Source organism: Aeromonas lacus, from assembly GCF_000764665.1.
Taxonomy (GTDB): Bacteria; Pseudomonadota; Gammaproteobacteria; order Enterobacterales; family Aeromonadaceae; genus Aeromonas; species Aeromonas lacus.
The window spans coordinates 22,081-48,189 of the sequence record NZ_JRGM01000149.1 but is presented as its reverse complement, the minus strand read 5'-3'; the positions used below and the strand labels follow the sequence as shown (position 1 = coordinate 48,189).

Genomic DNA, 26,109 nt, shown 5'->3' with positions numbered 1-26,109 from the left:
TAATTAAAAACACGTTTAAAAAATGCCTGCTATTTATTCCCGGTCTCTCGTGTTTGTTACTTTGGCGACAAATGACCCCGAAATGACCCGATGCGGGCAAGTCGTTCAAATTTCCGCCACATCCTGCGCCGGATTCTGGTATGATGCGCGCCCCTGGCGCCATGGCGCTGCCCGTTTTTCTCCGAAATAGAGCCTTTTTGTGAACAACAGCGAATTTAGCAGCCTGAACCTCTCCCCCGCCCTGCTCGAAAACCTCACCACTCTGGGTTATCTGCAGATGACCCCGATCCAGGCTCAGAGCCTGCCTCTGGTACTCGACGGCAAAGACTTGATCGCCAAGGCAAAAACCGGCAGCGGCAAGACCGCAGCCTTCGGCCTCGGCCTGCTCTCCAGCCTCGACGTCAACCGGCTCGAGGTACAGGCGCTGGTACTCTGCCCGACTCGCGAACTGGCGGATCAGGTGGCGACCGAGATCCGTCGTCTCGCCCGCACCCTGCCCAACGTCAAACTGGTGACCCTGTGCGGCGGCACCCCGACCGCACCGCAATCCGCCACCCTGAGCTTTGGCGCCCACATCGCCGTCGGCACCCCGGGCCGCATTCTCAAGCATCTGGAGCAGGGCACTCTGGAGCTGGACAGCCTCAAGACGCTGGTGCTGGATGAAGCGGATCGCATGCTGGACATGGGCTTTGGCGAAGATATCAACCGGGTCATCAGCCATGCCCCGCGGGATCGTCAGACCCTGCTCTTCTCCGCCACCTATCCCGAAGGGATCGCCCAGATGAGCCGCGGCGTGCAGCGCAATCCGGTCGAGGTCAGCGTAGAGGCGCTCCATGAAGAGAGCGCCATCGAACAGAAGCTCTATGAAGTACCGGCCGGTCAGCGGCTCGACGCGCTCACCTGGCTGCTGAGCCACTATCAGCCAGGCTCCTGCGTGGTGTTCTGCAACACCAAGCGGGCCTGCAACGATGTCGCCGACCATCTGGCAGCCAAGGGCTTCTCGGCACTGGCGCTGAACGGCGATCTGGAGCAGCGCGAGCGGGATCAGGTGCTGGTGCGTTTTGCCAACGGCAGCGCCACCATTCTGGTCGCCACCGACGTGGCGGCCCGCGGTCTCGACATCAAGGAGCTGGGCGCCGTCATCAACTACGAGCTCACCTATGACCCGGAAGTACACGTACACCGTATCGGTCGTACCGGCCGCGCCGGTCAGCAGGGTCTGGCCCTGAGCCTCTATCAGCCGAATGAAGCGCAGCGGGTAAACGTCATCGAGGAGTACCAGCAGGCACCGATGCCGCTGGGGGATCTCGAGGCCATCGGCCGTGCCATCAAACCGCTGGCGCCGCAGATGGTGACCCTCTCCATCGATGCGGGCCGCAAGACCAAGGTGCGCGCTGGCGATATCCTGGGTGCCCTGACCGGTGAAGGCGGCATTGCCGGTGCCGACGTCGGCAAGATCCAGATCTCCGAGCAGTACTCCTACGTCGCAGTCAAACAGAGCGTGGCCAAGGCAGCTCTCAAGCGGCTGCAGGAAGGCAAAATCAAGGGCCGCAGCTACCGCGCCCGCAAACTGGGCTAAGGTTCATCCTGCCCGGACACAGGCGCCGTCACGGCGCCTGTTTCATATCCATCAACGCCGCTATCCGGCCAGAGAGACAACATGCCCCGGACAACCCAGCCAGTCGTCAGCTGCCAGAATTGCGAAGCCTGCTGCTGCCGTCTCGAAGTGATGATCATTACCGATACCGGCGTGCCGGATCGCTATATCGAAGAGCGGGAAGGCGAGGTGCCGGTCATGCACCGACTGGAAGATGGCTGGTGCGCGGCGCTCGACCGCAACACCATGATGTGCCGCATCTATGAAGTTCGGCCGCTGATCTGCCGCGATTTCGAGATGGGGGAGCCCGACTGCATCGACGAGCGGGACAAGTGGTTTATCAACCTCAGTTGACGTGAGTGACTCGGCTGTTCACTTCGCAGAGCGATAACTCCTGCTCCAGCCAGCGGATGGCGGCCCCCTCCTGCTCGAAATAGCTCACCGCCCGAAACGGCAAGCCTTTGAAGATTTGATCGGCCAGATAGCGCTTGAATTCCCCCGACAACACAACCGCCAGAAAGAGACAGCCGTTCTCGGCGCACCAGCCAAACTGGCGGCGAAAACGGACCAGCACCTCGGGCCCGGCAGCTTCAAACTCGGTCTCTACCTCGACGATTCCCCAGGGATGCGCCGCCACCCCGGTCAGCTCACGGGCAAAGTGCGCTTCATAGCCGGCTGCCCCCGCCAGATTGAAGGGGCCGCTCGGCCGGCAGATCATCATCTGTCCCCTGCGCTCCATCTCGAACTGACCGTGCGGCTGCATCCTTGCGTCCCTCTTTTTATTGGCATCCGAAATCTGATTGTTACCATAACGTAATAATTTATATGGGAAAGTCCAGATAAATCCCGCCACCGTCCAGCCCTTGCAGGCCATGTTCTGTCGCGAATATCGCGCCAGCAGCACCGTCTCGAATGGTCAGACGAATAGCCAGAATGTGTGATTGCAGTTAACAAAACGTTGCTGCTATTATCCGCGCCACCACAAACCTTCCACCTACAGAAATGTTTGATCACTCAACAAGGACGGGCAATGAAAAGCAGGGATTCTAACCATTACCAGCGGATCTGGCGCTGGCACTTCTATGCAGGGCTCTTTGTCGCCCCCTTTCTGATCCTGCTGTCACTGACCGGGATCGTCTATCTGTTCAAACCCCAGCTCGACAACCTGATGTATCCCGAGTTAATGAAGGTTGCCCCTGTCAGTCAAACCCTGAGTGCCGACCAGCTGCTGGCCAAGGCGATGATCGCCATGCCGGACGCCAGCCTGCGTAAATACCTGCCGCCCGCCAGCCCGGATGCCAGCGCCCAGTTCATCGTCAATCAGGGGGAGCGCGAACTGACCCTGTTTCTCGATCCCGCCAGCGGCGCCCTGCTCGGCACCATGGATAACAAGTGGAATCTGCAAGCGGTCGCCCGAGCGCTACACGCCGAGCTGCTGCTCGGTACCACCGGAGATCGGCTGATCGAACTGGCTGCCGGCTGGGGCATAGTGTTGCTGCTGAGCGGCCTCTATCTCTGGTGGCCGCGCAAGGGGCCCGGCGTGGGCGGGATTCTCTGGCCCAGAGTCAGCCAGCGCGGCCGCCTCTGGTGGCGCGATCTGCACGCCGTAGTCGGCTTCTGGGGCGCAGGTTTCCTGCTGCTGCTGCTCTTGAGCGGCATGACCTGGACCGGCTTCTGGGGCGACCAGTTTGCCGCGGTCTGGAACCGCTTCCCGGCCGCCATGTGGAACGAGGTACCCAAATCGGCACCGCTGGCCCGCAGCCTGAATCAGGCCCATGAGCAGACCGTCCCCTGGGCGGTGGAGAACACCCCCATGCCCAGTTCGCAGCCGGTTGATGAGGGACACGATCACGGCGCCATGAACCACGGCGAGCACGAGGGAATGGTGATCGCCAGCCAGCGGATCCCGCTGCAACAAGTGGTGGATATCGCCAGTGCCCGGAAGGTGAGTCCGGGGTACAGCATCACCCCGCCGGTCGGCACCACCGGTGTCTATACCATCGCGATCTTTGCCGATGATCCGCACAACGACGCCACCCTGCATATCGATCAATACAGTGGCAAGGTGCTGGCCGATGTGCGCTGGCAGGATTACGGCCCGGTCGCCAAGACGGTGGAGAGTGGCGTCATGCTGCACATGGGCAAGCTCTACGGCTGGCCCCACCAGCTCGCCATGCTGCTCATCTGCCTGATGGTGCTGGCCAGTGCCGTGAGCGGCCTCTGGATCTGGTGGTGCCGCCGCCCGCAGGGCCGTCTCGCCGCACCGCCGCTGCCCGCCAAACTCCTGCCGATGCGTGGCGCCATCGCTCTGCTGATCCTGCTGGGCATTGCCTTCCCGCTGGTGGGCGGCTCGCTGATCGCCATCTGGCTGCTGGATACCCTGCTCTTCTCCCGCCGGACTCCGGCGCTGGCCAAGGCCAGCTGAACTGCGTCGATAACGATCAAAAAGGGCTCCCGTTCGGGAGCCCTTTTCATTTATCGCCGTTCCATCCAATACGTCAGGAGAGCGCCAACCCGATGGAGAGCAGCAGGCTGAACAGAAATGCGCTGATGGCGGTCTTCTTGAGCGCACCGGTCAGCACCTCGCCATCGAAGCTCTCGCGCAGGGTTTTGGCGGCATCGGTGAGCGGCTTCATGGCGGGCAGGAAGATCCACGGCCAGAAGCTGGCGGGCAAGGTCAGGATAAAGGCGATGGTCGCCAGCAGCGCCGCCCCCAGCAGAACCCAGTGATAGGCGATGGCACGATTGCGGCCAAGGCGTACCGCCAGAGTGATCTTGCCGCTGGCGGCATCGGTCTCGATATCGCGCACATTGTTGATGTTGAGCACCGCGGTCGCCAGCAGGCCACAGGCTGTCGCAGGGAGCAGCAGATCCAGCTCCAGTGTCTTGGTAAAGAGGTAGTAGGAGCCGAGTACCCCGAGCAGGCCAAAGAAGAGGAACACCGAGATGTCGCCAAAACCGCGGTAGCCATAAGGCGTCTTGCCAACCGTGTAGGTCACCGCCGCGACGATGGCCGCTCCGCCCAGCACCACGAAGGTGAGGATCTGTAACCACTGGCCACCAAAGGCGCAGCCGAGCAGCAGCAGGCCGCTGGCCACCGCCGCCAGCGCGGTCAACGCCATCGCCACACACATCTGCTTGCGGGTAATCAGGCCGGAAACGACCGCCCGTTGTGGCCCGATCCGCTCACCGTTGTCGGCACCGGAAACCGCATCGCCATAGTCGTTGGCCAGATTGGAGAGGATCTGCAGCAGGATGGCGGTCAACAGGGAGAGCGCCATGATGGTGCCATCGAAGGCACCGCGGCTGGCAGCCAGCCCGGAGCCCAGCAGGATGGAGGAGCAGGCGAGCGGCAAGGTGCGCAAACGCGCCGCCAGCAACCAAACAGATACGTTATTTGTCATATTGTGATGGCCAAACTATCGGATATTGATCGGATTAAGGGTTATCGAACCGGATTTGGGTATACTTGGCCCCTGAGAGTGCAGCACCCTCGGGCGATTTACATGGACGAATGGGCAGATAATATATAGGAAATCATCGCCTTTGGCATAAACCTACGGCATCCCGCTGCGGGATCAGCCGTTACTATCCGGCTCAGACAAGAATCCATGTTGGCTCAGACCCATATCAAGCAACAACTGGACGCCCTGCGTCACAGCAAGGCCAGCGGCTTCGTGCGGCTGCGTGTGACGTTCGAGATCCGCTCTTTTCTGGGCTGGCTCGCGGCGCAAACCCTCTATCCGCGTATCTATTGGCACGCTCGTGGCCAGAGCAGCCCCGAATATGTCGCGCTGGGCGCCATTCAGGAGCTGACTGCGCCGGAAGATATCCGTCAGGTATGCAGCAACACGGCAGAGCCCCATGATGACAGCCCCCGCTACTATGGCGGTCTGGCGTTCGACCCGACCCAGCCGGGCTGGCAGGGCTTTGGCGCCTGCCGTTTCGTGCTGCCCCGCATCGAGCTGGTGCGCCGCGGCGAGTGCGTCAGCCTCTGCCTCAACCTCTGGCTGACCGGCGACAATCTGGAGCAGGAGCTGCACGCGGCCGAAACCGCCCTCGACGCGCTGCAACCGGAAGCACCGCTGCCCCCGCTGCAAAAACAGCGCTGGCATCGTCACGACTGCCCCGGCCCCGAGCACTGGCAGACACTGGTGGAGCGAGTCACCGCCCCCGACTTTCAGGCCAGCACCCCCAAGGTGGTGCTATCGCGCGAAAGCGTGCTGACCAGCCAGCACGACGCCGGCCAGATCAATCCCTGGGCCATGCTGGATCAGTGGGCCAACCACGCACAGGATTGCTTCCACTTCGGTTTTCAATTCTCCCCCGAGCAAGCCTTTATCGCCTGCTCCCCCGAGCGGCTCTACCGCCGCGAGGAGCGTCACCTCTTTACCGAGGCGCTGGCGGGCACCATTCGTCGCTCCGGCGACGAGGCGACCGATGAAGCGTTGGCCACCGAGCTGCTCACCGACAGCAAAAACCGGCTGGAGAACCGGCTGGTTCACGCCGACATCCTGAGCCGGCTGGCCCCGCTGGCCCACGATGCCACCCTGACCGAGCCGCGCATCCTTAAATTACGCCTGCTGCAGCACCTCAAGTGCGATATCGAGGCCGAGCTCAAGCCCGGCGTCTGTGACTGGCAGCTGCTCGACGCCCTCCACCCGACTCCCGCGGTGGGCGGTGCCCCCCGCGAGGCGGCGCTCGCCTTTATCCGCGAGTTCGAGCCCTACGAGCGCGGCTGGTATGCCGGCGCCTGCGGCATGCTGAGCCGGGAAACCTCGGAGTTTTCGGTCGCCATCCGCAGCGCCCGCATCCAGCCCGGCAGCGTCACCCTGTTTGCCGGTGCCGGTATCGTCGCCGGTTCCGAGCCTGCCGCCGAATGGGCCGAGCTCGACAACAAGATCGCCAATGTGCTCTCCCTGCTGGGATAGTCATTTACCCTTTTCACGCCACGAGAGCCCCTATGCCCACCCGTAAAGAGCCAGCCAGCGAAGTGTTTGCCTGCCGCCCGTTTTCAAATCAGCACGCCACCTTCAACCACGTCTGGTCCTCCCTTTTGCTGGAGGAGCTCTTTCGCCTCGGCGTGCGCGATCTGGTGCTGGCTCCCGGCTCCCGCTCCGCGCCGCTGACCATGGCGGCTGCGGCACATCAGGGCTTTCGCCGCCACCTGCACTTTGACGAACGCGGCCTCGGCTTTATGGCGCTCGGGCTGGCCAAGGGAAGCAATCGTCCGGTGGCGGTGATCATGACCTCGGGCACCGCGGTTGCCAACCTCTGGCCCGCGGTAGCCGAAGCCCAGCTCACCGGCGTACCGCTCATCATTCTCTCCGCCGATCGCCCCCACGAGCTTATCGACAACGGCGCCAATCAGGCGATCGACCAGCAGGGGATCTTCGGCCGCTACCCCATCTATCAGCAGAACCTGCCGAGCCCCACCCCGACCATTCCAGCGGCGTTTGTGCTGAGCTCGGTGGATCAGGCGCTGGCCAGACAGGCACTCACCCCCGGGGTGGTGCACTTCAACTGCATGTACCCCGAGCCTCTCTACCCGGGCGAGCACTATCAGGATTTCTCCGACTATCTGGCCCCCCTCGGCAACTGGCTCAGCTCGCACAAGCCCTGGAGCCCGTGGCAGCAGAGCGAACCGACCTGCCCCCTTCAGGCGGAGTGGGAAAGCTTTCGGCAAAAACGCGGCATCATTGTTGCCGGTCGCATTACCGACCCGCAGCAAGCAGAGGCTGCCGCCGAACTGGCGGAGCGACTTGGCTGGCCGCTGCTGGCCGATATCCAGAGCCAGCTACGCTTCGATCGCCGCAATCTGATCGAACTGGATCTCGCCCTCAACAATGGTGCAGTGGCCGCCGAGCTGGGCCGCGCCGAAGTGCTGCTGCAATTTGGCGCCCGACTGGTCTCCAAGCGGCTTGGCCAGTTCATCAAGCAGCAGGCGTGGCACGACTACTGGCTGGTGGATCCGCAGCCGGCGCGGCTCGACCCCGACTACCGGCTGCGCAACCGCCTGCTCTGCAGTGCTGGCGCCTTTGCCTCTGCCCATCCGATCACGTCCAGCGAGGCTCCCTGGCATCGGCTGCACGCGCTGCTGCAACCAGTCGGTCAGGCGATAGCCGCCGCCTGCGATCGTTTCTCCGAGCTCGGGATCTGCCATCGCATCAATAACCTTATCGAGGGGCAGCTCTTTGTCGGCAACAGCATGCCGGCCCGGTTGATGGACATGCTCGGCGAAACGGGCAAGGGGCCGAGCCGGGTGATGACCAACCGCGGCGCCTCCGGCATCGACGGCCTCATCGCCACCGCTTACGGATTCGCGCAAAGCAGCAACCAGCCCACCACCCTGCTGATCGGCGATCTGAGCGCCCTGCACGATCTCAACAGCCTTGCCCTGCTCAGCAAGGCAAGCCAGCCGCTGGTGGTGATCCTGCTCAACAACGATGGCGGCAGCATCTTTCGCATGTTGCCGGTGCCCACTGAAGGGGAGCTGCTGGAGAGCTACTACCGGCTGCCCCACGGCCTCGGGTTTGACCATGCCGCCGCCATGTTTGGCCTCGCCTACCGCGCGCCGACGACCCTGGCCGAGTTCGAGCAGGAGTACGGTTTAGCCCTCAAGGGTGGCGTTACCCTGATCGAGATCAGGGTACCGAGCGAGCAGGTGGCCGATGATCTCAAGGCGCTGGGAGCGACCATCCGTGAGCTGTAACGACACACCGCTGGTTCTGCTGCACGGTCTGCTCGGCGATAGCAGCGACTGGCAACCGGTCATCGACCGCCTGCCCGGCCACCACTGCATTGCCCTCGACCTGCCGGGTCACGGCCTGCATCACGAGCTGCGGGTCAACGACTTCGAGCAAAGTCACCAGTGGCTGTGCCGCGAGCTCGCCAGTCGCGGTATCGAGCGCTACCTGCTGGTCGGCTACTCGCTGGGCGGGCGACTGGCCCTCTACCACGCCAGCCGTGAGCCGGCGGGGCTGTTGGGACTGCTGCTGGAGAACTGCCACCCGGGACTGCCAGCCGGTGAGCGGGCCGCCCGCATCACCCACGATGAGAGTTGGGCAGAGCGCTTCGAGCGCGAGCCCTTGGCTGACGTGCTGGCAGACTGGTATCGGCAGGGCGTTTTTGCCGATCTCGATGAGGCAACCCGTGCTCGCCAGATCGCTCGCCGCCTTGGCAACAACGGCAAGGCCGTGGCCGCCATGCTGCGCGCCACCTCCCTTGGCAAGCAGCCGGATCTCGCTTCCTGGCTGGCGCAAGGCGAGTTGCCAGTCACTTATGTGAGCGGCAAGCGGGATCACAAATTCCATCAGCTGGCTTGCCTCATGGCGAGTCAGCATCGCAAAATCAACCACTTGGAGCTGGATGGCGGCCACAACCTGCATGCCCACCAGCCCGAGGCTTTTGCCCGACTCCTTGCGGAGTGGGTCAACCAACAACAAGAAGAGAAGAGTCATGATTGAAGCAATGACTGAAGCGGAACTCTACGCACCTGTCGAGTGGCGTGATTGCTCCGCCGGTTACGAGGACATCCTCTATCACAAGTCCGGCGATGGCATTGCCAAGATCACTATCAACCGCCCCCAGGTGCGCAACGCCTTCCGTCCCCGCACCGTCAAAGAGATGCTGCAGGCGCTGGCCGATGCCCGTTATGACGATCAGGTCGGTACCATCATCCTGACCGGTTTCGGCGAGAAGGCCTTCTGCGCCGGCGGCGACCAGAAGATCCGTGGCGACTACGGTGGCTATCGCGATGACGAGGGGACTCATCACCTCAACGTGCTCGACTTCCAGCGCGACATCCGCACCTGCCCGAAACCGGTGGTGGCCATGGTGGCCGGCTATGCGGTCGGTGGCGGCCACGTGCTGCACATGATGTGTGACCTGACCATCGCCGCCGACAACGCCCAGTTTGGCCAGACCGGCCCGAAAGTAGGTTCCTTCGACGGCGGTTGGGGCGCCTCCTACATGGCCCGCATCGTCGGCCAGAAGAAAGCCCGCGAGATCTGGTTCCTCTGCCGCATGTACGATGCCCAGCAAGCCCTCGACATGGGTCTGGTCAACACCGTCGTGCCGCTGGCGGATCTGGAGCGCGAAACCGTGCGCTGGTGCCGCGAGATGCTGCAAAACAGCCCGATGGCGCTGCGCTGCCTGAAGGCGGCCCTCAACGCCGATTGTGACGGTCAGGCAGGGTTGCAGGAGCTGGCTGGCAATGCCACCATGCTGTTTTACATGACAGAAGAGGGTCAGGAAGGGCGCAACGCGTTCAACGAAAAACGCCGTCCCGACTTCTCCAAATACAAGCGGAACCCCTGATGACACTAGCCCTTTATCGCTATCAACTGCCTTTTACCCAGCCACTGACCTTTCACGGCAAGGTGGAGGTGGCGCGAGAGGGGCTGTTGGTGCGCATCAACGACGGCTGGGGGGAAATTGCCCCCCTGCCCGGCTTCTCGCAAGAGAGCCTGCAACAGGCGGAGCAGGAAGCGCTCGCTGCTCTGGCGGCCCTGGCCGCCGGAGATACCCCGAATCCCGTGCTGCCGTCGGTGCAATTTGGCCTCGACTGCGCACGCCGCAAATGGCCGGAGCAGAGCAACCCGCTGCCCGCGCCTTACCCTCTTATTCAGGGCTCGCCGCAAGAGCTGCTGAAAAACTGGAAAGAGTGGCTCCACAGCACGCCCAGCAAGGCCAAGCTGAAGGTGGCCCGCTATCCGATGCGTGACGAGCTGGCGCTGATCCGCCTGCTGTGCGATCGGGTGCCCTCTCTCAAACTGGTACTGGATGCCAACCAGGGCTGGACCCGCGAGGAGGCATGGACCTTCTGCGGCCATCTCGACCCGAACCGCATCGAGTATCTGGAAGACCCTTGCGCCGACTTCGCCGATATCGCCTTCGTTGCCAACCGCACCGGCATGCCGGTGGCGCTGGACGAACTCTTGGCGCAGGACAAGCCGTGGGAGCCCATCCCGCAGCTGAAGGCGCTGGTGCTCAAACCCACCCTGCTCGGCTCGCTCGCCAACATCGAAGCGCTGGTCAACCGCGCCCGCGAGCTGCGGCTCAAGGTGATCATCTCCTCCTGCTTCGAGTCGGGTCTCGGGCTGAATCAGCTATCCCGTCTGGCAGGTGAGTGGGCGCCGGAGCAGGCTCCCGGTCTCGATACCCGCCGCTGGATGGCGGGGGATCTGCTGGGGGAAGATGGCAAACCGGATCTGAGCCGACTGGAGCAACTGTATTACCGTGATTGACCCCTCCCGTTCACCCGAACAGACACCTTGCCCGGTACGCCACCGGGCAATCACAGCCCCGAACCGCATTGCCATCCACGCCGCCTCGCCCCTCAGTTATCGCCAGCTCGATTCCCGCCTCAACAGCCTGTGCCAACAGCTGGAACAGGCCGGAGTGCGCCGTGGCGATCATCTGGCAGCGGTAGTGCGCGGCGCTCAGCAGGATGTGCTGCTGGCGTGGGCCTGCGTGCGCAGCGGCATCATCTTCTGTCCACTCAATCCCGCCTTTCCGCCGGCGCGGCAGGCCGAGCTGGCAACCCTGCTCGATGCCACTGCCTTCTGGTCGGCTGGCGAGATCCCGGCGGGCAGCTGGCAGTCCTTGCGCCTCGACTTCGTCCATGAGCAGGCAGCAGACGAAAGCGACTGCATGCTGGAGCCAGCCCGGCTCAACAACATGATCCTCACCTCGGGCTCCAGCGGTACGCCGAAGGCTGTGGTACACCGGCTGGCCAACCATCTGGCTTCGGCTCGTGGTTCAACCGCCCTTATCCCCCTCGATCAGGCGTGTGGCTGGCTGCTCTCGCTGCCGCTGTTCCATGTCGGCGGTTACGCCATCCTGTTTCGGGTCTTTCTGGCGGGCGCCACTCTGGTGCTGGACGATCGCAGTCAGCCGCTCAAGGCGCGGCTTGAACAGCAACCCATAACTCACCTCTCGCTGGTGCCGACCCAGCTCTGGCGCCTGCTGGCAGAGGGCTTTGACCCCGCCCGCACTCGCCTGCGCGAGCTGCTGCTCGGCGGTGCTGCCATCCCGCAGCCGCTGGTGAGCCGTCTCTGCGCCATGGGGCTCGAACCCAAGGTGAGTTATGGCCTCTCCGAGATGGGCAGTCAGGTTTGCACCACCATCCCCGGCAATGCCGGTGTGGTCGGGCACCCGCTGCCGGGACGGGAGGTGTGCATCAGGGAGCAGGAGATCTGCGTGCGCGGCGCAACCCTGTTTGTCGGTTACTACCGCGATGGAACTCTCGATCTGCCGCTTGATGGCGATGGCTGGTTTCATACCCGCGACAAGGGGCACGTCACCGAGAGCGGCGAACTGGTGGTAGAGGGGCGACTCGACAACCTCTTCATCTCGGGGGGAGAAAACATCCAGCCCGAGACCATCGAACAGCGTCTGGTGGATCACCCGGCCGTCGCCCAGGCACTGGTAGTGCCGGTGCCAAGCGACGAGTGGGGCCAGCGCCCCGCCGCCTTTATCGACTGGCATGGTGAGCCGGTCCCCTACCCCGAGCTGGCAACCTGGATCCGCGCCACCCTGCCCGGCTTTATGGTGCCCGACCGCTGGCTCCCCTGGCCCGTACAAGCTGGCGGTCTCAAACCCCAGCGCAAACTGTTTCAACAGTGGGCCATTGAATAACCGAAGAGCGGTGGTTGACCCAACCGACAGGAGTAACAGCGGTGACCGGATGTGATGTTGCTCCCGTTTTCGTGATTTCATCCCATACATGAAAATGTCTCATGTGAGCCTTTACTACTGCTGAAGCGCCCTCATACCACCCACCCTGAAAATAAATCACATCTTATTGATTTTTATCTTTTTTAAATCAATATTGATGTTCTTTTGAATCCCTATAAATTGCCTGTCGGTTACAACGCAGACAATAACAAGGGATAAAAATGAATCGTTCAGGTTCCGGGTGGCTGCTATTGGCAGCACCTCTGCTTTTTGCCTCCTCAACACAGGCCAACTACTCCCCCAGCGACTGGCAGCAGTATCAGCTGACCGGGGAGTCGAGCCGGCAACTCGCCGCGCGCATCACCGAGATCACCTACGAGCTCAAGGCTCGCAGCACCAGCGCTCCCTATCAGCAGCTCAGGGTCTATCGCCGCTTTGACTGGCAGGGAAGCGACCTCGCGGCCCTCGCCGAGCAGCAGTGTGGCGAGCCCCAGCTCAGGGTGGAATCCGGCTGGCAGATCCGCTTCGTCCGCTGCGAAGATCGGGTTCCGGCCGGCAAGCGGATCCCCGCCAGCAGTTATGACTTCGGCTATGGCATGAAACAGGGCCGCTGGGAGCAGCTGGCCGGGACGCCGACCGCCCCCCGCCAGGATCGTCTGCCACTCCCCTCAGCAGTGATCCTGGGGCAGAGCGAGCGCGAACTTGACCGCTGCGAGCTCAACGCACAGGGGCGCTGCGCCGAGCCGGAGTGGCACTACCAGCCACAGGATTGGCAACAGCTGCATGTGCTGGAAGAGAGCCCCAGCGAACGGGATGGTCGGCTGGAGCAGATCTTCTTCCGCCTGCAACCGAACAGCGGCTCTCAGGCGGCCGCTCAGGTGAGCGAGATCCACGTCTGGCGCCGTTATCAGTGGCAACTCGATCAGCTCACGCCACAGCAGGAGTGCGACGAACCGCAGGAGCGCAAGGAGGGGACCAACACCATCCGCTATCGCATCTGCCGTCAGGTCATCCCGGCCGGCAGCAACGTTGCCGTAACCCTCAAGGACAGTGGTTACCAATACTCGATCGCCGGGGCCGAGTGGCAGCCGCTGCCGGAAACCGACGAGTGGCAGGAGAGCCGGGTACTCAATCGCCCCATCATCCTTGATAGCAAGGAGGAGCAGCTGGAGTGCCGCCGCGCCAACGGCCGCACCTGCTCGGAGCCCGAGCAACCCGATACGGATCTGCTCGATGCCGACGCCGCCAAGCTGGTGGCCGATGTGAGCGGGCAGAACAGCCCCGCGTGGCAGCCGGACTATGGTCACGACGATGCCAAGCTGATGGCGGTGGTGCGCGGCATGCGTGCCCTGCTAGCGGCCAATCAGCCGACCCATCCGGCGATGGACAAACTGCTCTACTATGTGCGCGCCCACAACTATCACGGCGGCATCAAGCAGGAGAGCGATCTGGTTGCCCGCGCACTGGCGAGCGTCATGATTGACCTGCTCAACCACCCCTTGCTGCTTGGGGCGGAACCGCAGGATCAAGCGGGAACCGTGCTGGAAGCGTGGAGCGTGGCCGCTCAGGGGCAGCTGGGACAGGAAGCCTTCCGGCAAAGCGCAGCGCCCATGCTGGCCCAGCTCAATCAGGCGCTTGCCTATGCCGTGCAACATGCGGCACAGATCAATGGCCACAAACCCTGGGCTGACGGGCTGTTCGAACTGCTCAATCTGGTCGATCAGAGCGCATCCTATGGCCAGCAGGCGGACTTCACCGCCACCTTGCTGGCGCAGGAAACCGCTATCCGCCAGAACCTGCGCCTGCTCGGCATGAGCGAGCTGGCACTCTGGAAGCAGCGTGACGGTTCACGGGATCTATTTATCTTCAACAACATCCTCGATGCCCACAGCCGCCTCTATCAGATGATGCGCTACACCAGACCGGACGAGGCAAACAACTATCGCCAGCAACTCGACCGCGATGTCATCGCCATCATGCGCCAGCACGGCCTGGTTCCGGGAGGCAACCAGCCCGCGGCCCTGCTGGAAGAGGTCTCCCTCACCCTCTCCAGCTACTACCTCACCTACACGGATCGCACCAGCGAAGCCTGTGTCAGCGGCGAGTTTGCCGGGCTCTGCACCCCAATCCGCATGGAGGATATCCTGCCCTTCGAGCACACCTGTTCACCGACCCTGCGCTTGCGCGCCCAGGATCTTACCCAGGCTCAGGCCGAAGGGATCTGTCGCGAGCTGGGTGAGGAAGAGCAGCATTTCCACCAGCTGATGGAAACCGGCGAACAACCGGTAGCGGATGATCACAACGAGGCACTGGAGCTGGTGATCTTCAACTCCTCCGCCGACTGGAGCCGGTACGGCGGCGCCCTCTTTGGCGTCTCCACCGACAATGGCGGCATCTACATCGAGGGAGATCCGGCTCGCCCCGGCAATCAGGCCCGCTTCTTTGCCTATGAGGCCGAGTGGAAACGCCCTGCCTTCCAGGTGTGGAACCTGCGCCACGAGTACGTCCACTATCTCGACGGCCGCTTCAACCAGTACGGCAGCTTTGGCCACTATCCCCTCAATCGCACCACCTGGTGGGCCGAGGGGGTGGCGGAGTACATCGCCCATGGCCAGTGCTTTGCCAGAGGTCTGGACAATGTGAGCAACCGCCCCGCCAACCAGCGGCCGACTCTGGCATCCATCCTGCACCTTGATTACGACCAGGGGGGCGAGATGGTCTACTCCTGGTCCTATACGGTGCACCGCTTCCTCAACGATACCGGTCGCAATGCCAGCTGGCTGGCGATGACGCAGGCACTGCGCAATCCGGATCGGCAGCAGGCGCTGAGCGACTTCGAGGCGGAGCTCGACAAGCTGATCGCCAATGACAGCGCAGCCTATCAGGAGTGGCTGAGCCGGGATCTGCTGCCCTGGTGGCAAGCCAACAAGGAGTCGGAAGCCTGCAAGGCCAATGACTCGGCTCACTGAGCCGGGCCTGAAAACGTCGAGGGGCTGCCAGCGCAGCCCCTCTTTATATCCGTGATTTCCTGCGACAAGCTCTGCCCCAATGCGTCCCGCTACTGCTATCAAGCCTGACGCCAACAGCCGAGTTGTAATAGAATGCCAAAAGCCATTCCCAATTTCAGACCCAAACCGCATCGCGCATGAAGAAGTTTGCCAAGATCCTCCTCGCCTGCCTGCTGTCACTGCTGGCCCTGATTGCCTCGGTGCTGGCCTATAGCGAGTGGATCGTCTCGGATGCACGCCACTACACCTTCGACAAGGTGAGCGACGTGCCATACAACCGGGTTGCCGTGGTGCTGGGCACCTCCAAATACCTCTCGGGCGGTGGCCCCAACCACTACTTCAAATACCGCATCAAGGCGGCGGCCGAGCTCTACAACAATGCCAAGGTGGACTACATCCTGGTCTCCGGCGACAACGCTACCCTGCAGTACAACGAACCGCGCCAGATGCGACGCGCCCTGATCAAGTCAGGGATCCCGGCCTCCGCCATCTACATGGATTTCGCCGGCTTCCGCACCCTCGACTCTGTGGTCAGAGCCAAAGAGGTATTCGGTCAGGAGCGCTTTACCGTGGTCTCTCAGGGCTTTCACAACGAGCGGGCCATCTTTATTGCCCGTCACTTTGGTATCGATGCGGTCGGCTTCAACGCCGATGATCCCAGCGCCTATCAGGGCATCCGCACCCGGATCCGCGAGGTGTTTGCCCGGGTGATGGGACTGGTCGATCTCTACGTGCTGGACAAGGGGCCCAAGTTTCTCGGCGAACCCGTCCATATCGGTCTGCCGATCCCCTGCCTGTCGCTCAGCACCATCGGCACTGTGCAGCCCTGCATCAAACCGCCCAAGCCTGCCGAAGAGCCGGCCAAACCGGCTATCGAACTGCCGGTTGCCCCCTCTGCAGCCAGTGCCAGCGTTGCCTCCTGAGCGTGACGCTTGATCAGGAAAAACCTGCCTGACCTTCAGATAACCAGTGAAAACAAAACGGCCACCCCCTGGGGTGGCCGTTTTCTCTTGGCTAATCCGCTATCAGATATTGTTGGCGGGTGAAGGGAGCGCTATCCCCAGCAGCATATGATCCATCATCCCCACCATCCGCCCAATCTCGGGTTTGGTGATGGTATCGTTCGCCCCCAGTTGCAGCGCCTTCTGGCGGTTGTCATCGCTCATCAACGAGGAGAACATCACGATGGGCATCTCCTTGTAGGAGGGGGTCTCCCGCAGCCGCTTGAGCAGGTGCATGCCGTCCATGCGCGGCATCTCCACATCGGTGATCACCGCGTTGACGAAGCCAGAGACCGGCATCCTCTCCTCTTGGGCCAGACGATCGAAATCCGTCATCATCTCCAGCCCCTCTCCCCCGTCCTTGGCCGTTATCACGTTATAGCCGGCGGTGCGCAGGGTCGTTTCGATCATCTTGCGGATAAAGGCCGAGTCATCCACCACCAGAATGGTTTTGCCCTGACGCAGCGCCATCATGCGATCGTCGATGATCACCTTGCGATCCTGGGTGACGTCGTACTTCTCCATGCTGAGCTCGGGGTTGATGTCGGCGATGATCTTCTCGAAATCGAGGATCATGATGAGGTTGCCATCGCGCCTGACCACCGCCACCACGCAGTCGTTCTCCCCCGCCTCCAGAAACTGGCTGGGTGACTCCACATCCTCCCAGGAGACCCGGTGAATCCGGCTGACGCTGTCGATGAGAAAGCCATTGGCCATCTTGTTGAAGTCGGTGACGATCACCACCTTGTGGCTTGGGTCCGGGTTGGTCTTGATGCCGAGCCACCCCGCCAGATCCACCAGCGGGATGAGACGATCCCGCAGGGAGAATACCCCCACCATGTGGCGCTGGGCATTGGGGTAATCGGTGGTTTCGGGCACCCGGATCACCTCGCGCACCTTGGCGACGTTGATCCCGTAGTAGGCGATCTTCTCGCGCCCGTCCGGCAGCTGTTTCTTGAGGTGAAATTCGATGATCTCGAGCTCGTTGGTGCCGCTCTCGGTCAGAATGGATTTACGCTCTTCCCCGTCTTTGGCCATCATGGTGACTCTCATGCTCTGGTTGCGCAGGCAGCACTCCGCTGCGGTTTTCCCTCAGTATAGGAATGGAATTCGCCCAGCGGCTCGGATCTCGGCAAGATTGCAGCCTTAACCGCTTGATCCCGCAGGCTGGCACAATCGTATCTGCCAATCAGGACAAAATTTGCGTGATGGTGAACCCCACCATGCGCTCATAAGGAGCCTGAGATGAGTGAAGGTATCGTCGTGATTGGAGCTTCTGGCGGTATCGGGGCAGCTCTGGTGGCACACTGGTTGGCGGCTGGTGTCGGGCCAGTGATTGCCATCAGTCGTCAGCCCGCACCTGCTGGCCTCTCATCGCCGGCCTTGCACTGGCTATATTGTGATTACAGCGATGAGCAGATGACAGAAGTGGTGGCCCGCATCGCGGAATTGGCGCCGAGACCGCATCGGGTGGTGATCTGCAACGGCATCCTGCATCAGGGGGAGATCCAGCCGGAGAAGCGGCTCGAAGCACTCAATCTCGCGGCCATGACCCACCTCTACCAGACCAACGCCTTGCTGCCGCTGCGCTGGATCAGCCAGTTGTTACCGCTGTTTGGCCGCGAGCCTTGCACTCTGGCCGTTCTCAGCGCCCGGGTCGGCAGCATTGGCGACAACCGCGCTGGCGGCTGGTATGGCTATCGCACATCCAAAGCCGCCCTCAACATGCTGCTCAAGTGTGCCGCCATCGAGCTGGCCCGGCGGGCTCCTGGCGTCAAATTGCTGGCCTTCCATCCCGGCACCGTGGATACCCCGCTCTCCCGCCCGTTTCACGCCAATGTACCGGCGGGAAATGTGCAGAGTCCCGAGCAGGTCGCCGGCCATCTGGTTAACCTGATGAGCCGGCTGCAACCGGATAGTGAACTGAGCTTTCTCGACTGGCAGGGCAAACCTATCGAGTGGTAGGGGAGCTCAAGAGACGCGCCAGCAGTGCCCGCAGCGCCTTGATAACTGCGGGCTTGCCCGCCAGTTGCAACCTCGCAGCCAGCGCCCCCCACTCTGCGTATTGCCAGATGGTGGCGATCAGCAGATACCGCTCGTCAGAAGTGAGTGAAGCCAGCCGAGCCAGATGGCGTGCCAGCCACAACTGCAGGCTGGATTGGCTCAGTTCGAACGGCTTGTGATGCAGGGCAAAGCACTCAATCTCGTCGCGCTCGAACTCGCCAAGCTCCGGCTCAGTGACGGTACTGCCTTGCAGGCATTGCCATACCAGCTCGGGATCCAACGCGCTCAACTCACCCGCCAGCAGGGTCGGCAGCTGGCGTACAAAACGCTGCTGCCACTGATCCAGCTCGGGCTCATACTCGGGTTTCAGCGCTTTGAGCAGCAGGGCGGCGTGGCAGCCGCTGGCGGCATCCCGCTGCAAACCGATGCGCAGCACCGTCAACCCGGCCTTGCGCCAGAAGGGGAGCAGGTCAGCGCTGGCCGAAAAGGCAGAGCCGAGGTAGTCGATACCAATCTGGCGATAGTGCTTCTCAAGCTTGCCAAGCAGCAGCGAACCCAGACCGTGGCGATGCAGCTCGGGATGGATGGCGATACGCATCGCCCGGGCGTAACTGCGCGCCCCCGCCGTTTTGAAACCGGCATGGGCCAGCAACGACTGGGGCAGCAAATGGCCACGCGGACGGCGTCGACCGGCCCAGATCGCCTCGGCAAGTTCAGGGTCTATCCCCCCTTCCCGCGCCACCAAGGCCACTCCCAGCAGGCTCTCATCCTGCTCCAGCAGATGGATGTCGAGATCCGGGCTCTCCAGCAGGGATCGGAGATCGCTCGGCGTGGTCTGGTAGTGAGCCAGCACCAGCAGGCCGAACAGCTGGTTGAGCAACGCCTCGTCGCTCGCCAGCGCCTCCTGACTGACCAGACGCCAGTTCGGGCTGGTCGGCGGCAAGGGAGTTGCCACTTCGGCATTGAGACCGAGCAGGCGGAAAATCAGCGGCTCCAGCGGATCGCGCTCACTCCAGCGAATGGGCTCAGAGAGGTGGATCTCCTGCCACTCCGGGGTCTGGCTATCGAGCACCCGCTTGAAGCGCAGGTGAAAGCCGCGCCCCGTCCCTTCGTAACCGTGTTCGGTGGTGGCAAATACGATGCGGCTGTGACGGGCCAGCATGGCTTCAAGCAGCGGGGTAGGAATGGCGGCAGCTTCATCCACCAGCAGCAGATCGGGATTAATCGCCTCGTGCACCAGCCGATCCGGCGAGCAGTAGCTCAGCCCGGTCAGTTGTTCCGGCGTAGTATCTAACCCGCGAGCGGCATGGGCAAACAGGGTCGCCGCTGTCGCTTGTGAGGGGGCCGTCACCACTATGTTCAGCCCGGGCTGCTGGCGCAGCAGCTCGGCGGCAGCCAGCCCCAGCAGCGCACTCTTGCCCCGACCGCGGTCAGCGCTCAGCACCAGCGGCCGACGACGATGACCGTGCAACACCTTGTGGATGGCGGGCAGTGCCCGTGCCTGATCGCAGCTCAGCCTGCGCTCCGGCCCAAGCGGTTGCCACGGCTGCGAGCAAACCGGCGGCTCCAGCGAGAGGGCAGGATCCCCCGCCAGCAACCGCACCAGCCGGGCGATAAAGCCGTGACCGGCCCGACTCGCCTCCTCCGGCTGGGCCACCAGCCGAATCCGGTCGGGATCCGGCCATGCGGGCCACTGCGCTCTGGGCGGGGTCAGCAGCAACAGCAAGCCACCGGCGCGCAGAGTGCCCGCCAACGCCCCGAAGGCATCGGGATGAAAGCCGCTGAAGGCGTTGAACACCAGCGTGTCGCACTCCTGACCGAGCCGCTGCAGCGCCTTGGCGGCGGGTTGCGGGGCATAGCACTCGGGCCCGGCGCCCAGCCAGAAGATGTGCTCGCCGAGCAGGGATTGGGCGCGGGCAATGCACTCAGCCTCCTCCCCCTCCAGCCAGATCAGCCGCCGCTCGCCGGAGCGGGCCAGCGCCTCGCGCAGGCTGTTGAGCTCTGACGGCGTCATGAAGCTTGGCTGTCAGCCGGTTTGCGGGGCTCGAACATGCGATCCCCCATCTGATCGATAAAGGTGTGAGCCTTCTGCACCATGAAGCGCTCGGCATCGGCCGGGTTGGCAAACAGATCGGAGCGGATAAAGCGGTGGGTTTGCAGCACGCCGTCCACCTCTTTGGTGATGCGGCCTGCCAGCCGGTACTGGCCACCTTCGGCCATGGGTTCCGGATAGATGAGATAGCCGGCATATTCGGTGGGAGTGACTTCCGCAGCCTTGGCTGGCTCGCCCCCGAACAGGGCGCTGAACAGTTTCTTGAGCATGATGGTTCCCTCTGTATCAGGGCATTCTCCCCAAGGGGGTGACAAGTGGCAAGCGGGGGATCTTATTACCAATGGTTATTTGCATTGCGAACCACTCTCATTTAGATTTCACTCAATTTCATATGAGGTAATCCACCATGTACGTCTGTTTGTGCCGCGGCATCACAGATACCCAGATCCGCAAGGCGGTGCAGTCAGGTAGCAGCGAGTTCCGCCAGCTCAAGCAGTCGCTCGAGGTGGGCGCCCAGTGCGGCAAGTGCGTGCGCATGACCATGGAGATCATCGCCGCCGAGCTCGACAAGATGGAGCAGGAGCAAACCCCGCTCTACTACGAAGTGGCCTGATCCGCCACCATCCCGAAGTCGTCATGTTTCTCGACTAAGCTCTGATGATTGCCACCTCAGGCACGAACCAAGGAGCACTGTCGATGAAAGGAGACCCCAAGATCATTGCCCACCTCAACAAGGTGCTGGCCAATGAGCTGATAGCCATCAACCAATACTTCCTGCACGCCCGCATCTACGATGACTGGGGCCTCAAGGCGCTCGGGCACAAGGAGTACCACGAATCCATCGACGAGATGAAGCACGCCGACGAGCTGGTCAAACGGGTGCTGTTTCTCGAAGGGCTGCCCAACCTGCAGGATCTCGGCAAGCTGCGCATCGGTGAAACGGTGGAAGAGATGCTGCGCTGCGACCTCTCGCTGGAGATGGATGCCATCCCAGACCTGAAAGTGGCCATCGCCTACGCCGAATCGGTGCAGGATTACATCAGCCGCGACCTGTTTCAGGAGATCCTGGAAGATGAGGAGGAGCATGTGGACTGGCTGGAGACCCAGCTCGATCTCATCGATCGCATCGGGCTGGAGAACTACCAGCAGGCGCAGCTGCACCACGGATCCTGACCCTCCAAAGAACTCAAATGAAGAGACCCGCTGCTGGCGGGTCTCTTCATTTGGGCCACCATTGCCCGAAAACTTTCTGTCAGGATCACAGTTAATACGCCCGACACAGCATCTGTCATGGCTTTCGATTAGGATACGGCTCAATTCCAATCACAATGCTACGGATACCTTCATGGAACAGATTGCACGCGAGATGGCTCCCCACAAGCGGGTGGCACTGGTCGCTCACGACAACATGAAAACCCCTCTGCTGAACTGGGTCATGCGCCGCAAGGAGGAGCTCAAGCTCCACCACCTCTATGCCACCGGCACCACCGGCACCATGCTCGGCAAAAAGGCCGAGTTGCCCATCACCTGCCTCTTCTCCGGCCCCATGGGTGGCGACCAGCAGCTTGGCGCCCTGATTGCCGAAGGGAAGATCGACGTGCTGATCTTCTTCTGGGATCCCCTCAATGCGGTGCCGCACGATCCGGATGTGAAAGCGCTGCTGCGACTGGCTGCGGTGTGGAACATCCCGGTTGCCACCAACGAAGCGACCGCCGACTTCATCATGGACAGCCCCCATATGCGGCAGGCATTCAGCGTGCAGATCCCGGACTACGCCGGCTACCTCAAGGCACGTACCGAGTAACAGATCCGCCGGATACACCAAGGGCCGCAGCAAGCGGCCCTTGGTGTATCCGGGGATAGCCCTTGGTCAGCACGAATTAACCGGAAGATCGGCCAGCGGGATTTGCCAGCCCTGATGAAACAAGCCGCTGGCGTGGTCGCGCGACTATTTCACCAGCGCAACAAGCTAATTTTACAGCCAGCATTTCTTGAAACAATCTTGTTTAGCGCTGACGCCTGTCACTCTGGCAGTCAGACGAGAGCAACCCCCCGATCCTCCCTTTGGCCGCTCACAGCGCCCGGGCGAGGATCCGCGCCACCTGATCCGTATCGATATCCTGCTGCTCCCCGAGTGCGGTACGCCCGACCCGCTTGAGGTTGGAACAGACCGCCGGAATGCAGCTTTCGCTCAGACCATAGTCAGAGAGCCGGGTACCAAGCCCCATCTGCTGGAAGAACTGTTCGGTGCGGATGATCGCCTCTTCGATGCGCAAGGCATAATCCTCGCGGCTGGAGTGCCACACCCGCTCGGCAAACTGGGCCAGCTTCTCCTGCTTCTGCGCTGCCCGCTCCCGCAGCAGGGCGGGCAGCACCACCGCCAGACTCTGGCCGTGGTCGAGCCCGTAAAGCGCCGTCAGCTGATGGCCGATGGCGTGGGAGGCCCAATCCTGCGGCACCCCGCAACCGATAAGACCGTTGAGCGCCAGACTGGCCGCCCACATCAGATTGGCCCGCACCTGATAGTTGGTCGGCTCCGCCAGCGCTTTGGGGCCATTCTCCACCAGCACCTGCAGCAGCCCCTCCGCCAGTCTGTCCTGCACCTCGCCCCCCACCGGGAAGGTGAGGTACTGCTCGGCGATATGGACGAAGGCGTCCACCACGCCATTGCCGGTCTGGCGCGGCGGCAGGCTGTAGGTGGTGGTCGGGTCGAGCACCGCAAACTGCGGCTGCACTAGCGGGCTTCTGAAGGAGATCTTCACATCCCCCCGGCTCACCACCGAAGTGGGATTGCTCTCGGAGCCGGTCGCCGGCAGGGTCAGCACGCAGCCCATCGGCAGCGCCTTGTGCACGCTCGCCTGCTTGCCGCAGATGTCCCAGGGATCATCCCCCTCGTAGCAGGCGGCGGCCGCGACAAACTTGGTGCCATCGACTACCGAGCCGCCACCGACCGCCAGCAGGAAGTCGATGCGCTCGCGTTTCACCTGCGCCACCGCCTCCATCAACAGCTCGAATCTGGGGTTGGCGCTGATGCCGGAAAACTCCTGCCACGTCACCCCCTCCAGCGCCCGGGTCAACTGCTCATACACCCCGTTCTGCTTGATGCTGCCACCGCCGTAGAGCACCAGCAGCCGGCTGCCGGGCGGGATCAGTTCGGGCAGGCTGGCGATCTGCCCCTCGCCGAAACAGATGCGGGTCGGATTGGCATATTGGAAGTTGTACACGGCGGACTCCTCGACTGGCTCAATGCGCGGACATTGTGCGCCTGTGGGGAGGTGAGGTCAAAAGAGGTGGCAGAAGCTTGCCCATCGGCGGTCGACACTGGCCCATCTGTGCCGACCGGGTATCTCACACAACAGTGACGGGATCAGGCGGTTTTGGCCTCATCTTTGGATGAGCTCTTCTTGCCGGTCAGGCGATCCATCGCCTCTTTCAGCATCGCATCTTTCTGCTCGTTGAGCGGCTTGCTCTGCTCAGCCCGCTCTTCCGGCGTCAGCTTCTTGTTGTCGGCGATAGCCTTGAGTTTGTCTTCTATCTCGTTGAATTTTTTGCGATCAAACCCGAGCGCCTTGTCCACCAGCTGCTGCACCACGCCCCCCTTGTCGGAGCTCATGTCGAGCGCCGGCGGCAGCTTGCTGTTCTTGGCCAGATGTTCATAGGTGAGCACCTGCTGGGCCTGACCGGTCATGCGCTGGGTGGAGAGGCTGACCATCTCCTCCCAGCCACCACCCTGACCACCGCTACTGGCACTGTTGAGGGTGGCGAGGGCGCGGTTGTTGGAGGCGCTCTGGGCAAGCTGCTGGCTGTAGGGTTTGATATCCATGAAGACTCCCGTTCTGTGTGCCGACCCGCCGGAGCGGGCTGACTGAATGCGGCGGTATGGGGTCTGGCCCCACCTTTGACAATAAAACCAGCAAGTTACAGGCCAACTTGTCAGATTGGTCGAGATCCCCGCTCTGGCAAGCCTGCCAGCGGTTACAGCCCCGACGCAGCGTCAGAATCATGACTCATCCGCTGCTTTTACCCCGATTTCCGACACATACCGCTGCCCCAAAAACACTGCACCATATAAACCGCAGGAACGCTCCGTCGATCACAAAACAAACAACCAGCGAGGCATACAATTTTGGCGCACCATCGGGCAAGCAAGCAGCGTTATGGATGATATGTTTGCGAATTCAACCAGATGCAGACCTGTCTACCGTCGGATCTCCGACCCAGTCCGGTTACTCCCGGCCGCTTCTCCCGCCCCCTGACGCGCATCCACCGCAACCTTTCGGGCATAACTATGAAAAAACACACCTTGAGTCTTCTCTCCGCCACCCTGCTCACCCTGCTTGGCACCAGTGCCGACGCCTGTACCGGCCTTATCGTCGGCAAGGGGGCCAGTGCCGATGGCAGCGTGATGATCGCCAGAAACGAGGATTTTGGCGTCAACAACTGGAACAAGTACCTCGCCTTCCGGCCCGCGCAGCAAAATGAGGGCAAGGTCTGGAAACTGGGTAACGGGCTGGAAGTGCCGATGCCCAAGGCGTTTTTCGCCTACTCCGCCATTCGTGACTGGGATGCGACGTCCAGTGACCCGGACGGCAAGTATTACGAGGAGCGCGGCATCAACGAGTTCAACGTCGCCATCTCGGCCACCACCAGCGCCGAGGTCAACGACAAGGCCCAGAAAGCGGATCCGCTAATCGAGAAGGGAGTGATTGAAGCCATCATCCCGACCCTGATCCTGCCGCAGGCCAAAACGGCCAAAGAGGGGGTCGAGCTGCTTGGCCGCTATGTGGAGCAATATGGCGCCGGTGAGGGCAACAGCCTCTATCTGGCGGATGTGAACGAGGCCTGGCTGATGGAGATCGGCTCCGGCCACCACTGGATTGCGGTACGGGTGCCGGACGACAGCTACGCCATGGTGGCCAACGGCCTGCGGATCCACGGTGTCGCTCTCGACAGCGCCGATGTGCTGCACTCGCCCAAACTGCTGGAGTTCGTACGCGAGCACAAACTGCTGGATAACGCCGATCCGAAAGAGTTCAACTTCGCCAAGGCGTTCGGGGTCATCGCTGACCCGTATAACGTGGATCGGGAGTGGCTCGGCCAGAAAATGCTGACCGCCAGCCACCCGCAGCCGACCCGGCAGGCGCAATATCCGCTGTTCATGAAGCCGGATGCCCCTATCGCCGTGCAGGACGTGGCCAAGCTGCTGAGCGCCACCTATGACGGCACGCCACTGGCCGGCAAGGCGGAGCGGCCGATCCGCATCGATCGCCAGCTCGAATCCCACGTCATCCAGCTGCGCAAGGAGATGCCCAAAGAGCTGCAGGGATTGATCTGGCAGAGCTACGGCGTGCTGGCTGAATCCGTGATGGTGCCGCTCTACAACACCCTGGAATCCTACCCCCTACCCTATCGCACCGGCAGCGACAGCTACTCCGATGATTCCGCCTACTGGCAGTTCCGCAGCCTGACCGCGCTGGCCAGCGCCGATCCGGACAAGTACCTGCCGCTGCTGCGCGGCGTCTGGAGCAAGGAGAGCAGCAAGATTTACAAGGAGGTGGCGCTGCTCGACAAGAGCCTGAAACAGGCCTACGCCAGCGACAAGGCTACCGCCATCGGGCTGGCTGCCGACTACTCCTATGGTCAGTTGGAGCAGACCTATCAGATGGCCAAAACGCTGCGCTACAAGCTGATGACAGATCTGACCAAGCGCACCGAGAAGAAGTATTCGCCGGAGGAGTTCAAGAAGATCATGAGCCTGTAATCGGC

The 26,109-nt window shown here is 62.3% G+C and carries 22 protein-coding genes and 1 pseudogene; 16 read left to right on the top strand and 7 right to left on the bottom strand.

Features of this window, described 5'->3' with window-relative positions:
- Positions 1-199 precede the first annotated feature (199 nt).
- Both dbpA and LG31_RS0116770 read left to right on the top strand, forming a co-directional pair.
- Positions 200-1,579, top strand: coding sequence for an ATP-dependent RNA helicase DbpA (gene dbpA / locus LG31_RS0116775; RefSeq protein WP_033115578.1), 1,380 nt, complete (start codon positions 200-202; stop codon positions 1,577-1,579).
- A gap of 81 nt (positions 1,580-1,660) precedes the next feature.
- Positions 1,661-1,951 carry a YkgJ family cysteine cluster protein gene (locus LG31_RS0116770; protein WP_033115577.1) on the top strand — a complete coding sequence of 97 codons (291 nt, stop codon included), beginning with the start codon at positions 1,661-1,663 and terminating at the stop codon, positions 1,949-1,951.
- On the opposite strand, the gene LG31_RS0116765 is transcribed toward LG31_RS0116770, so the two are convergent.
- Positions 1,944-2,360 carry a hypothetical protein gene (locus tag LG31_RS0116765; RefSeq protein WP_033115576.1) on the bottom strand — a complete coding sequence of 139 codons (417 nt, stop codon included), beginning with the start codon at positions 2,358-2,360 and terminating at the stop codon, positions 1,944-1,946. The two genes, LG31_RS0116770 and LG31_RS0116765, sit on opposite strands and share 8 nt — an antisense overlap.
- Before the next feature lie 267 nt (positions 2,361-2,627).
- Between LG31_RS0116765 and LG31_RS0116760 the strand changes: the two genes are divergently transcribed.
- Positions 2,628-4,022 (top strand): PepSY-associated TM helix domain-containing protein, encoded by a 1,395-nt coding sequence (locus LG31_RS0116760; RefSeq protein ID WP_033115575.1) that lies wholly within the window; start codon positions 2,628-2,630, stop codon positions 4,020-4,022.
- A gap of 73 nt (positions 4,023-4,095) precedes the next feature.
- Here the strand turns inward: LG31_RS0116760 and LG31_RS0116755 are convergent, their stop codons facing one another.
- Positions 4,096-5,001, bottom strand: coding sequence for a 1,4-dihydroxy-2-naphthoate polyprenyltransferase (locus LG31_RS0116755; RefSeq protein WP_033115574.1), 906 nt, complete (start codon positions 4,999-5,001; stop codon positions 4,096-4,098).
- Between the two features lie 207 nt (positions 5,002-5,208).
- Here LG31_RS0116755 and LG31_RS0116750 point away from each other — a divergent pair, with 207 nt between their 5' ends.
- The 8 genes and pseudogenes from LG31_RS0116750 to LG31_RS0116715 all read left to right on the top strand — a co-directional run.
- Entirely contained in the window at positions 5,209-6,528 is a 1,320-nt protein-coding gene (locus LG31_RS0116750; RefSeq protein ID WP_033115573.1) for an isochorismate synthase, read from the top strand.
- 32 nt (positions 6,529-6,560) lie between these two features.
- Positions 6,561-8,309: a 2-succinyl-5-enolpyruvyl-6-hydroxy-3-cyclohexene-1-carboxylic-acid synthase gene (menD, locus tag LG31_RS0116745; RefSeq protein ID WP_050513481.1), complete on the top strand. Its 1,749-nt coding sequence runs from the start codon at positions 6,561-6,563 to the stop codon at positions 8,307-8,309.
- Positions 8,269-9,063 carry a 2-succinyl-6-hydroxy-2,4-cyclohexadiene-1-carboxylate synthase gene (menH, locus tag LG31_RS0116740; protein WP_033115572.1) on the top strand — a complete coding sequence of 265 codons (795 nt, stop codon included), beginning with the start codon at positions 8,269-8,271 and terminating at the stop codon, positions 9,061-9,063. The genes menD and menH overlap by 41 nt, the downstream gene beginning before the upstream one ends.
- Positions 9,056-9,916 carry a 1,4-dihydroxy-2-naphthoyl-CoA synthase gene (menB, locus tag LG31_RS0116735; protein ID WP_033115571.1) on the top strand — a complete coding sequence of 287 codons (861 nt, stop codon included), beginning with the start codon at positions 9,056-9,058 and terminating at the stop codon, positions 9,914-9,916. Before menH ends, menB begins: the two co-directional genes overlap by 8 nt.
- Entirely contained in the window at positions 9,916-10,845 is a 930-nt protein-coding gene (menC, locus tag LG31_RS0116730) for an o-succinylbenzoate synthase (RefSeq protein ID WP_033115570.1), read from the top strand. Before menB ends, menC begins: the two co-directional genes overlap by 1 nt.
- Positions 10,838-12,238: an AMP-binding protein gene (locus LG31_RS0116725; protein ID WP_033115569.1), complete on the top strand. Its 1,401-nt coding sequence runs from the start codon at positions 10,838-10,840 to the stop codon at positions 12,236-12,238. Before menC ends, LG31_RS0116725 begins: the two co-directional genes overlap by 8 nt.
- A gap of 260 nt (positions 12,239-12,498) precedes the next feature.
- Positions 12,499-15,246 (top strand): collagenase, encoded by a 2,748-nt coding sequence (locus LG31_RS0116720; protein ID WP_033115568.1) that lies wholly within the window; start codon positions 12,499-12,501, stop codon positions 15,244-15,246.
- A gap of 176 nt (positions 15,247-15,422) precedes the next feature.
- A pseudogene (locus LG31_RS0116715) lies at positions 15,423-16,205 on the top strand (SanA/YdcF family protein); the annotation flags it as partial.
- 105 nt (positions 16,206-16,310) lie between these two features.
- Here LG31_RS0116715 and LG31_RS0116710 read toward each other — a convergent pair.
- Positions 16,311-17,327, bottom strand: a complete 1,017-nt coding sequence (locus tag LG31_RS0116710; protein WP_033115567.1) for a chemotaxis protein — start codon at positions 17,325-17,327, stop codon at positions 16,311-16,313.
- Positions 17,328-17,531: 204 nt separating this feature from the next.
- Here LG31_RS0116710 and LG31_RS0116705 point away from each other — a divergent pair, with 204 nt between their 5' ends.
- A complete protein-coding gene (locus tag LG31_RS0116705; RefSeq protein WP_033115566.1) occupies positions 17,532-18,251 on the top strand; it encodes an SDR family NAD(P)-dependent oxidoreductase in 720 nt (239 codons plus the stop codon).
- Here LG31_RS0116705 and LG31_RS0116700 read toward each other — a convergent pair.
- Both LG31_RS0116700 and LG31_RS0116695 read right to left on the bottom strand, forming a co-directional pair.
- Positions 18,238-20,304 carry a tRNA(Met) cytidine acetyltransferase TmcA gene (locus tag LG31_RS0116700; RefSeq protein ID WP_033115565.1) on the bottom strand — a complete coding sequence of 689 codons (2,067 nt, stop codon included), beginning with the start codon at positions 20,302-20,304 and terminating at the stop codon, positions 18,238-18,240. The two genes, LG31_RS0116705 and LG31_RS0116700, sit on opposite strands and share 14 nt — an antisense overlap.
- Entirely contained in the window at positions 20,301-20,612 is a 312-nt protein-coding gene (locus tag LG31_RS0116695; protein WP_033115564.1) for an HlyU family transcriptional regulator, read from the bottom strand. Before LG31_RS0116695 ends, LG31_RS0116700 begins: the two co-directional genes overlap by 4 nt.
- Before the next feature lie 137 nt (positions 20,613-20,749).
- On the opposite strand from LG31_RS0116695, the gene LG31_RS0116690 reads away from it, so the two are divergent.
- The 3 genes from LG31_RS0116690 (at position 20,750) to LG31_RS0116680 (ending at position 22,147) form a co-directional block, all read left to right on the top strand.
- A complete protein-coding gene (locus tag LG31_RS0116690; RefSeq protein ID WP_033115563.1) occupies positions 20,750-20,956 on the top strand; it encodes a bacterioferritin-associated ferredoxin in 207 nt (68 codons plus the stop codon).
- An 83-nt stretch (positions 20,957-21,039) separates the two neighbouring features.
- Complete coding sequence (bfr, locus tag LG31_RS0116685) at positions 21,040-21,516, top strand: bacterioferritin (protein ID WP_033115562.1); 477 nt, start codon at positions 21,040-21,042, stop codon at positions 21,514-21,516.
- 172 nt (positions 21,517-21,688) lie between these two features.
- Positions 21,689-22,147, top strand: a complete 459-nt coding sequence (locus LG31_RS0116680) for a methylglyoxal synthase (protein WP_033115561.1) — start codon at positions 21,689-21,691, stop codon at positions 22,145-22,147.
- Between the two features lie 268 nt (positions 22,148-22,415).
- On the opposite strand, the gene LG31_RS0116675 is transcribed toward LG31_RS0116680, so the two are convergent.
- Together LG31_RS0116675 and LG31_RS0116670 are read right to left on the bottom strand one after the other, a co-directional pair.
- Positions 22,416-23,567, bottom strand: coding sequence for an iron-containing alcohol dehydrogenase (locus LG31_RS0116675; RefSeq protein ID WP_033115560.1), 1,152 nt, complete (start codon positions 23,565-23,567; stop codon positions 22,416-22,418).
- A 143-nt stretch (positions 23,568-23,710) separates the two neighbouring features.
- The gene (locus LG31_RS0116670; protein WP_033115559.1) at positions 23,711-24,166 is read right to left on the bottom strand and encodes a hypothetical protein; all 456 of its coding nucleotides are present in this window, start codon (positions 24,164-24,166) and stop codon (positions 23,711-23,713) included.
- 465 nt (positions 24,167-24,631) lie between these two features.
- Here LG31_RS0116670 and LG31_RS0116665 point away from each other — a divergent pair, with 465 nt between their 5' ends.
- Positions 24,632-26,104 carry a C69 family dipeptidase gene (locus tag LG31_RS0116665; RefSeq protein WP_033115558.1) on the top strand — a complete coding sequence of 491 codons (1,473 nt, stop codon included), beginning with the start codon at positions 24,632-24,634 and terminating at the stop codon, positions 26,102-26,104.
- Positions 26,105-26,109: the final 5 nt, after the last annotated feature.

Bases quoted from the DNA above. Each gene is read 5' to 3' on its own strand.
- LG31_RS0116680 (WP_033115561.1), top strand. From the start codon at position 21,689: ATGGAACAGATTGCACGCGAGATGGCTCCCCACAAGCGGGTGGCACTG.
- menB (WP_033115571.1), top strand. From the start codon at position 9,056: ATGATTGAAGCAATGACTGAAGCGGAACTCTACGCACCTGTCGAGTGG.
- bfr (WP_033115562.1), top strand. From the start codon at position 21,040: ATGAAAGGAGACCCCAAGATCATTGCCCACCTCAACAAGGTGCTGGCC.
- LG31_RS0116695 (WP_033115564.1), bottom strand. From the start codon at position 20,612: ATGCTCAAGAAACTGTTCAGCGCCCTGTTCGGGGGCGAGCCAGCCAAG.
- menC (WP_033115570.1), top strand. From the start codon at position 9,916: ATGACACTAGCCCTTTATCGCTATCAACTGCCTTTTACCCAGCCACTG.
- menD (WP_050513481.1), top strand. From the start codon at position 6,561: ATGCCCACCCGTAAAGAGCCAGCCAGCGAAGTGTTTGCCTGCCGCCCG.
- LG31_RS0116720 (WP_033115568.1), top strand. From the start codon at position 12,499: ATGAATCGTTCAGGTTCCGGGTGGCTGCTATTGGCAGCACCTCTGCTT.
- LG31_RS0116665 (WP_033115558.1), top strand. From the start codon at position 24,632: ATGAAAAAACACACCTTGAGTCTTCTCTCCGCCACCCTGCTCACCCTG.
- LG31_RS0116760 (WP_033115575.1), top strand. From the start codon at position 2,628: ATGAAAAGCAGGGATTCTAACCATTACCAGCGGATCTGGCGCTGGCAC.
- LG31_RS0116670 (WP_033115559.1), bottom strand. From the start codon at position 24,166: ATGGATATCAAACCCTACAGCCAGCAGCTTGCCCAGAGCGCCTCCAAC.
- LG31_RS0116755 (WP_033115574.1), bottom strand. From the start codon at position 5,001: ATGACAAATAACGTATCTGTTTGGTTGCTGGCGGCGCGTTTGCGCACC.
- LG31_RS0116750 (WP_033115573.1), top strand. From the start codon at position 5,209: ATGTTGGCTCAGACCCATATCAAGCAACAACTGGACGCCCTGCGTCAC.
- LG31_RS0116690 (WP_033115563.1), top strand. From the start codon at position 20,750: ATGTACGTCTGTTTGTGCCGCGGCATCACAGATACCCAGATCCGCAAG.
- LG31_RS0116700 (WP_033115565.1), bottom strand. From the start codon at position 20,304: ATGACGCCGTCAGAGCTCAACAGCCTGCGCGAGGCGCTGGCCCGCTCC.
- LG31_RS0116765 (WP_033115576.1), bottom strand. From the start codon at position 2,360: ATGCAGCCGCACGGTCAGTTCGAGATGGAGCGCAGGGGACAGATGATG.
- LG31_RS0116770 (WP_033115577.1), top strand. From the start codon at position 1,661: ATGCCCCGGACAACCCAGCCAGTCGTCAGCTGCCAGAATTGCGAAGCC.
- LG31_RS0116710 (WP_033115567.1), bottom strand. From the start codon at position 17,327: ATGATGGCCAAAGACGGGGAAGAGCGTAAATCCATTCTGACCGAGAGC.
- menH (WP_033115572.1), top strand. From the start codon at position 8,269: ATGATCTCAAGGCGCTGGGAGCGACCATCCGTGAGCTGTAACGACACA.
- LG31_RS0116705 (WP_033115566.1), top strand. From the start codon at position 17,532: ATGAGTGAAGGTATCGTCGTGATTGGAGCTTCTGGCGGTATCGGGGCA.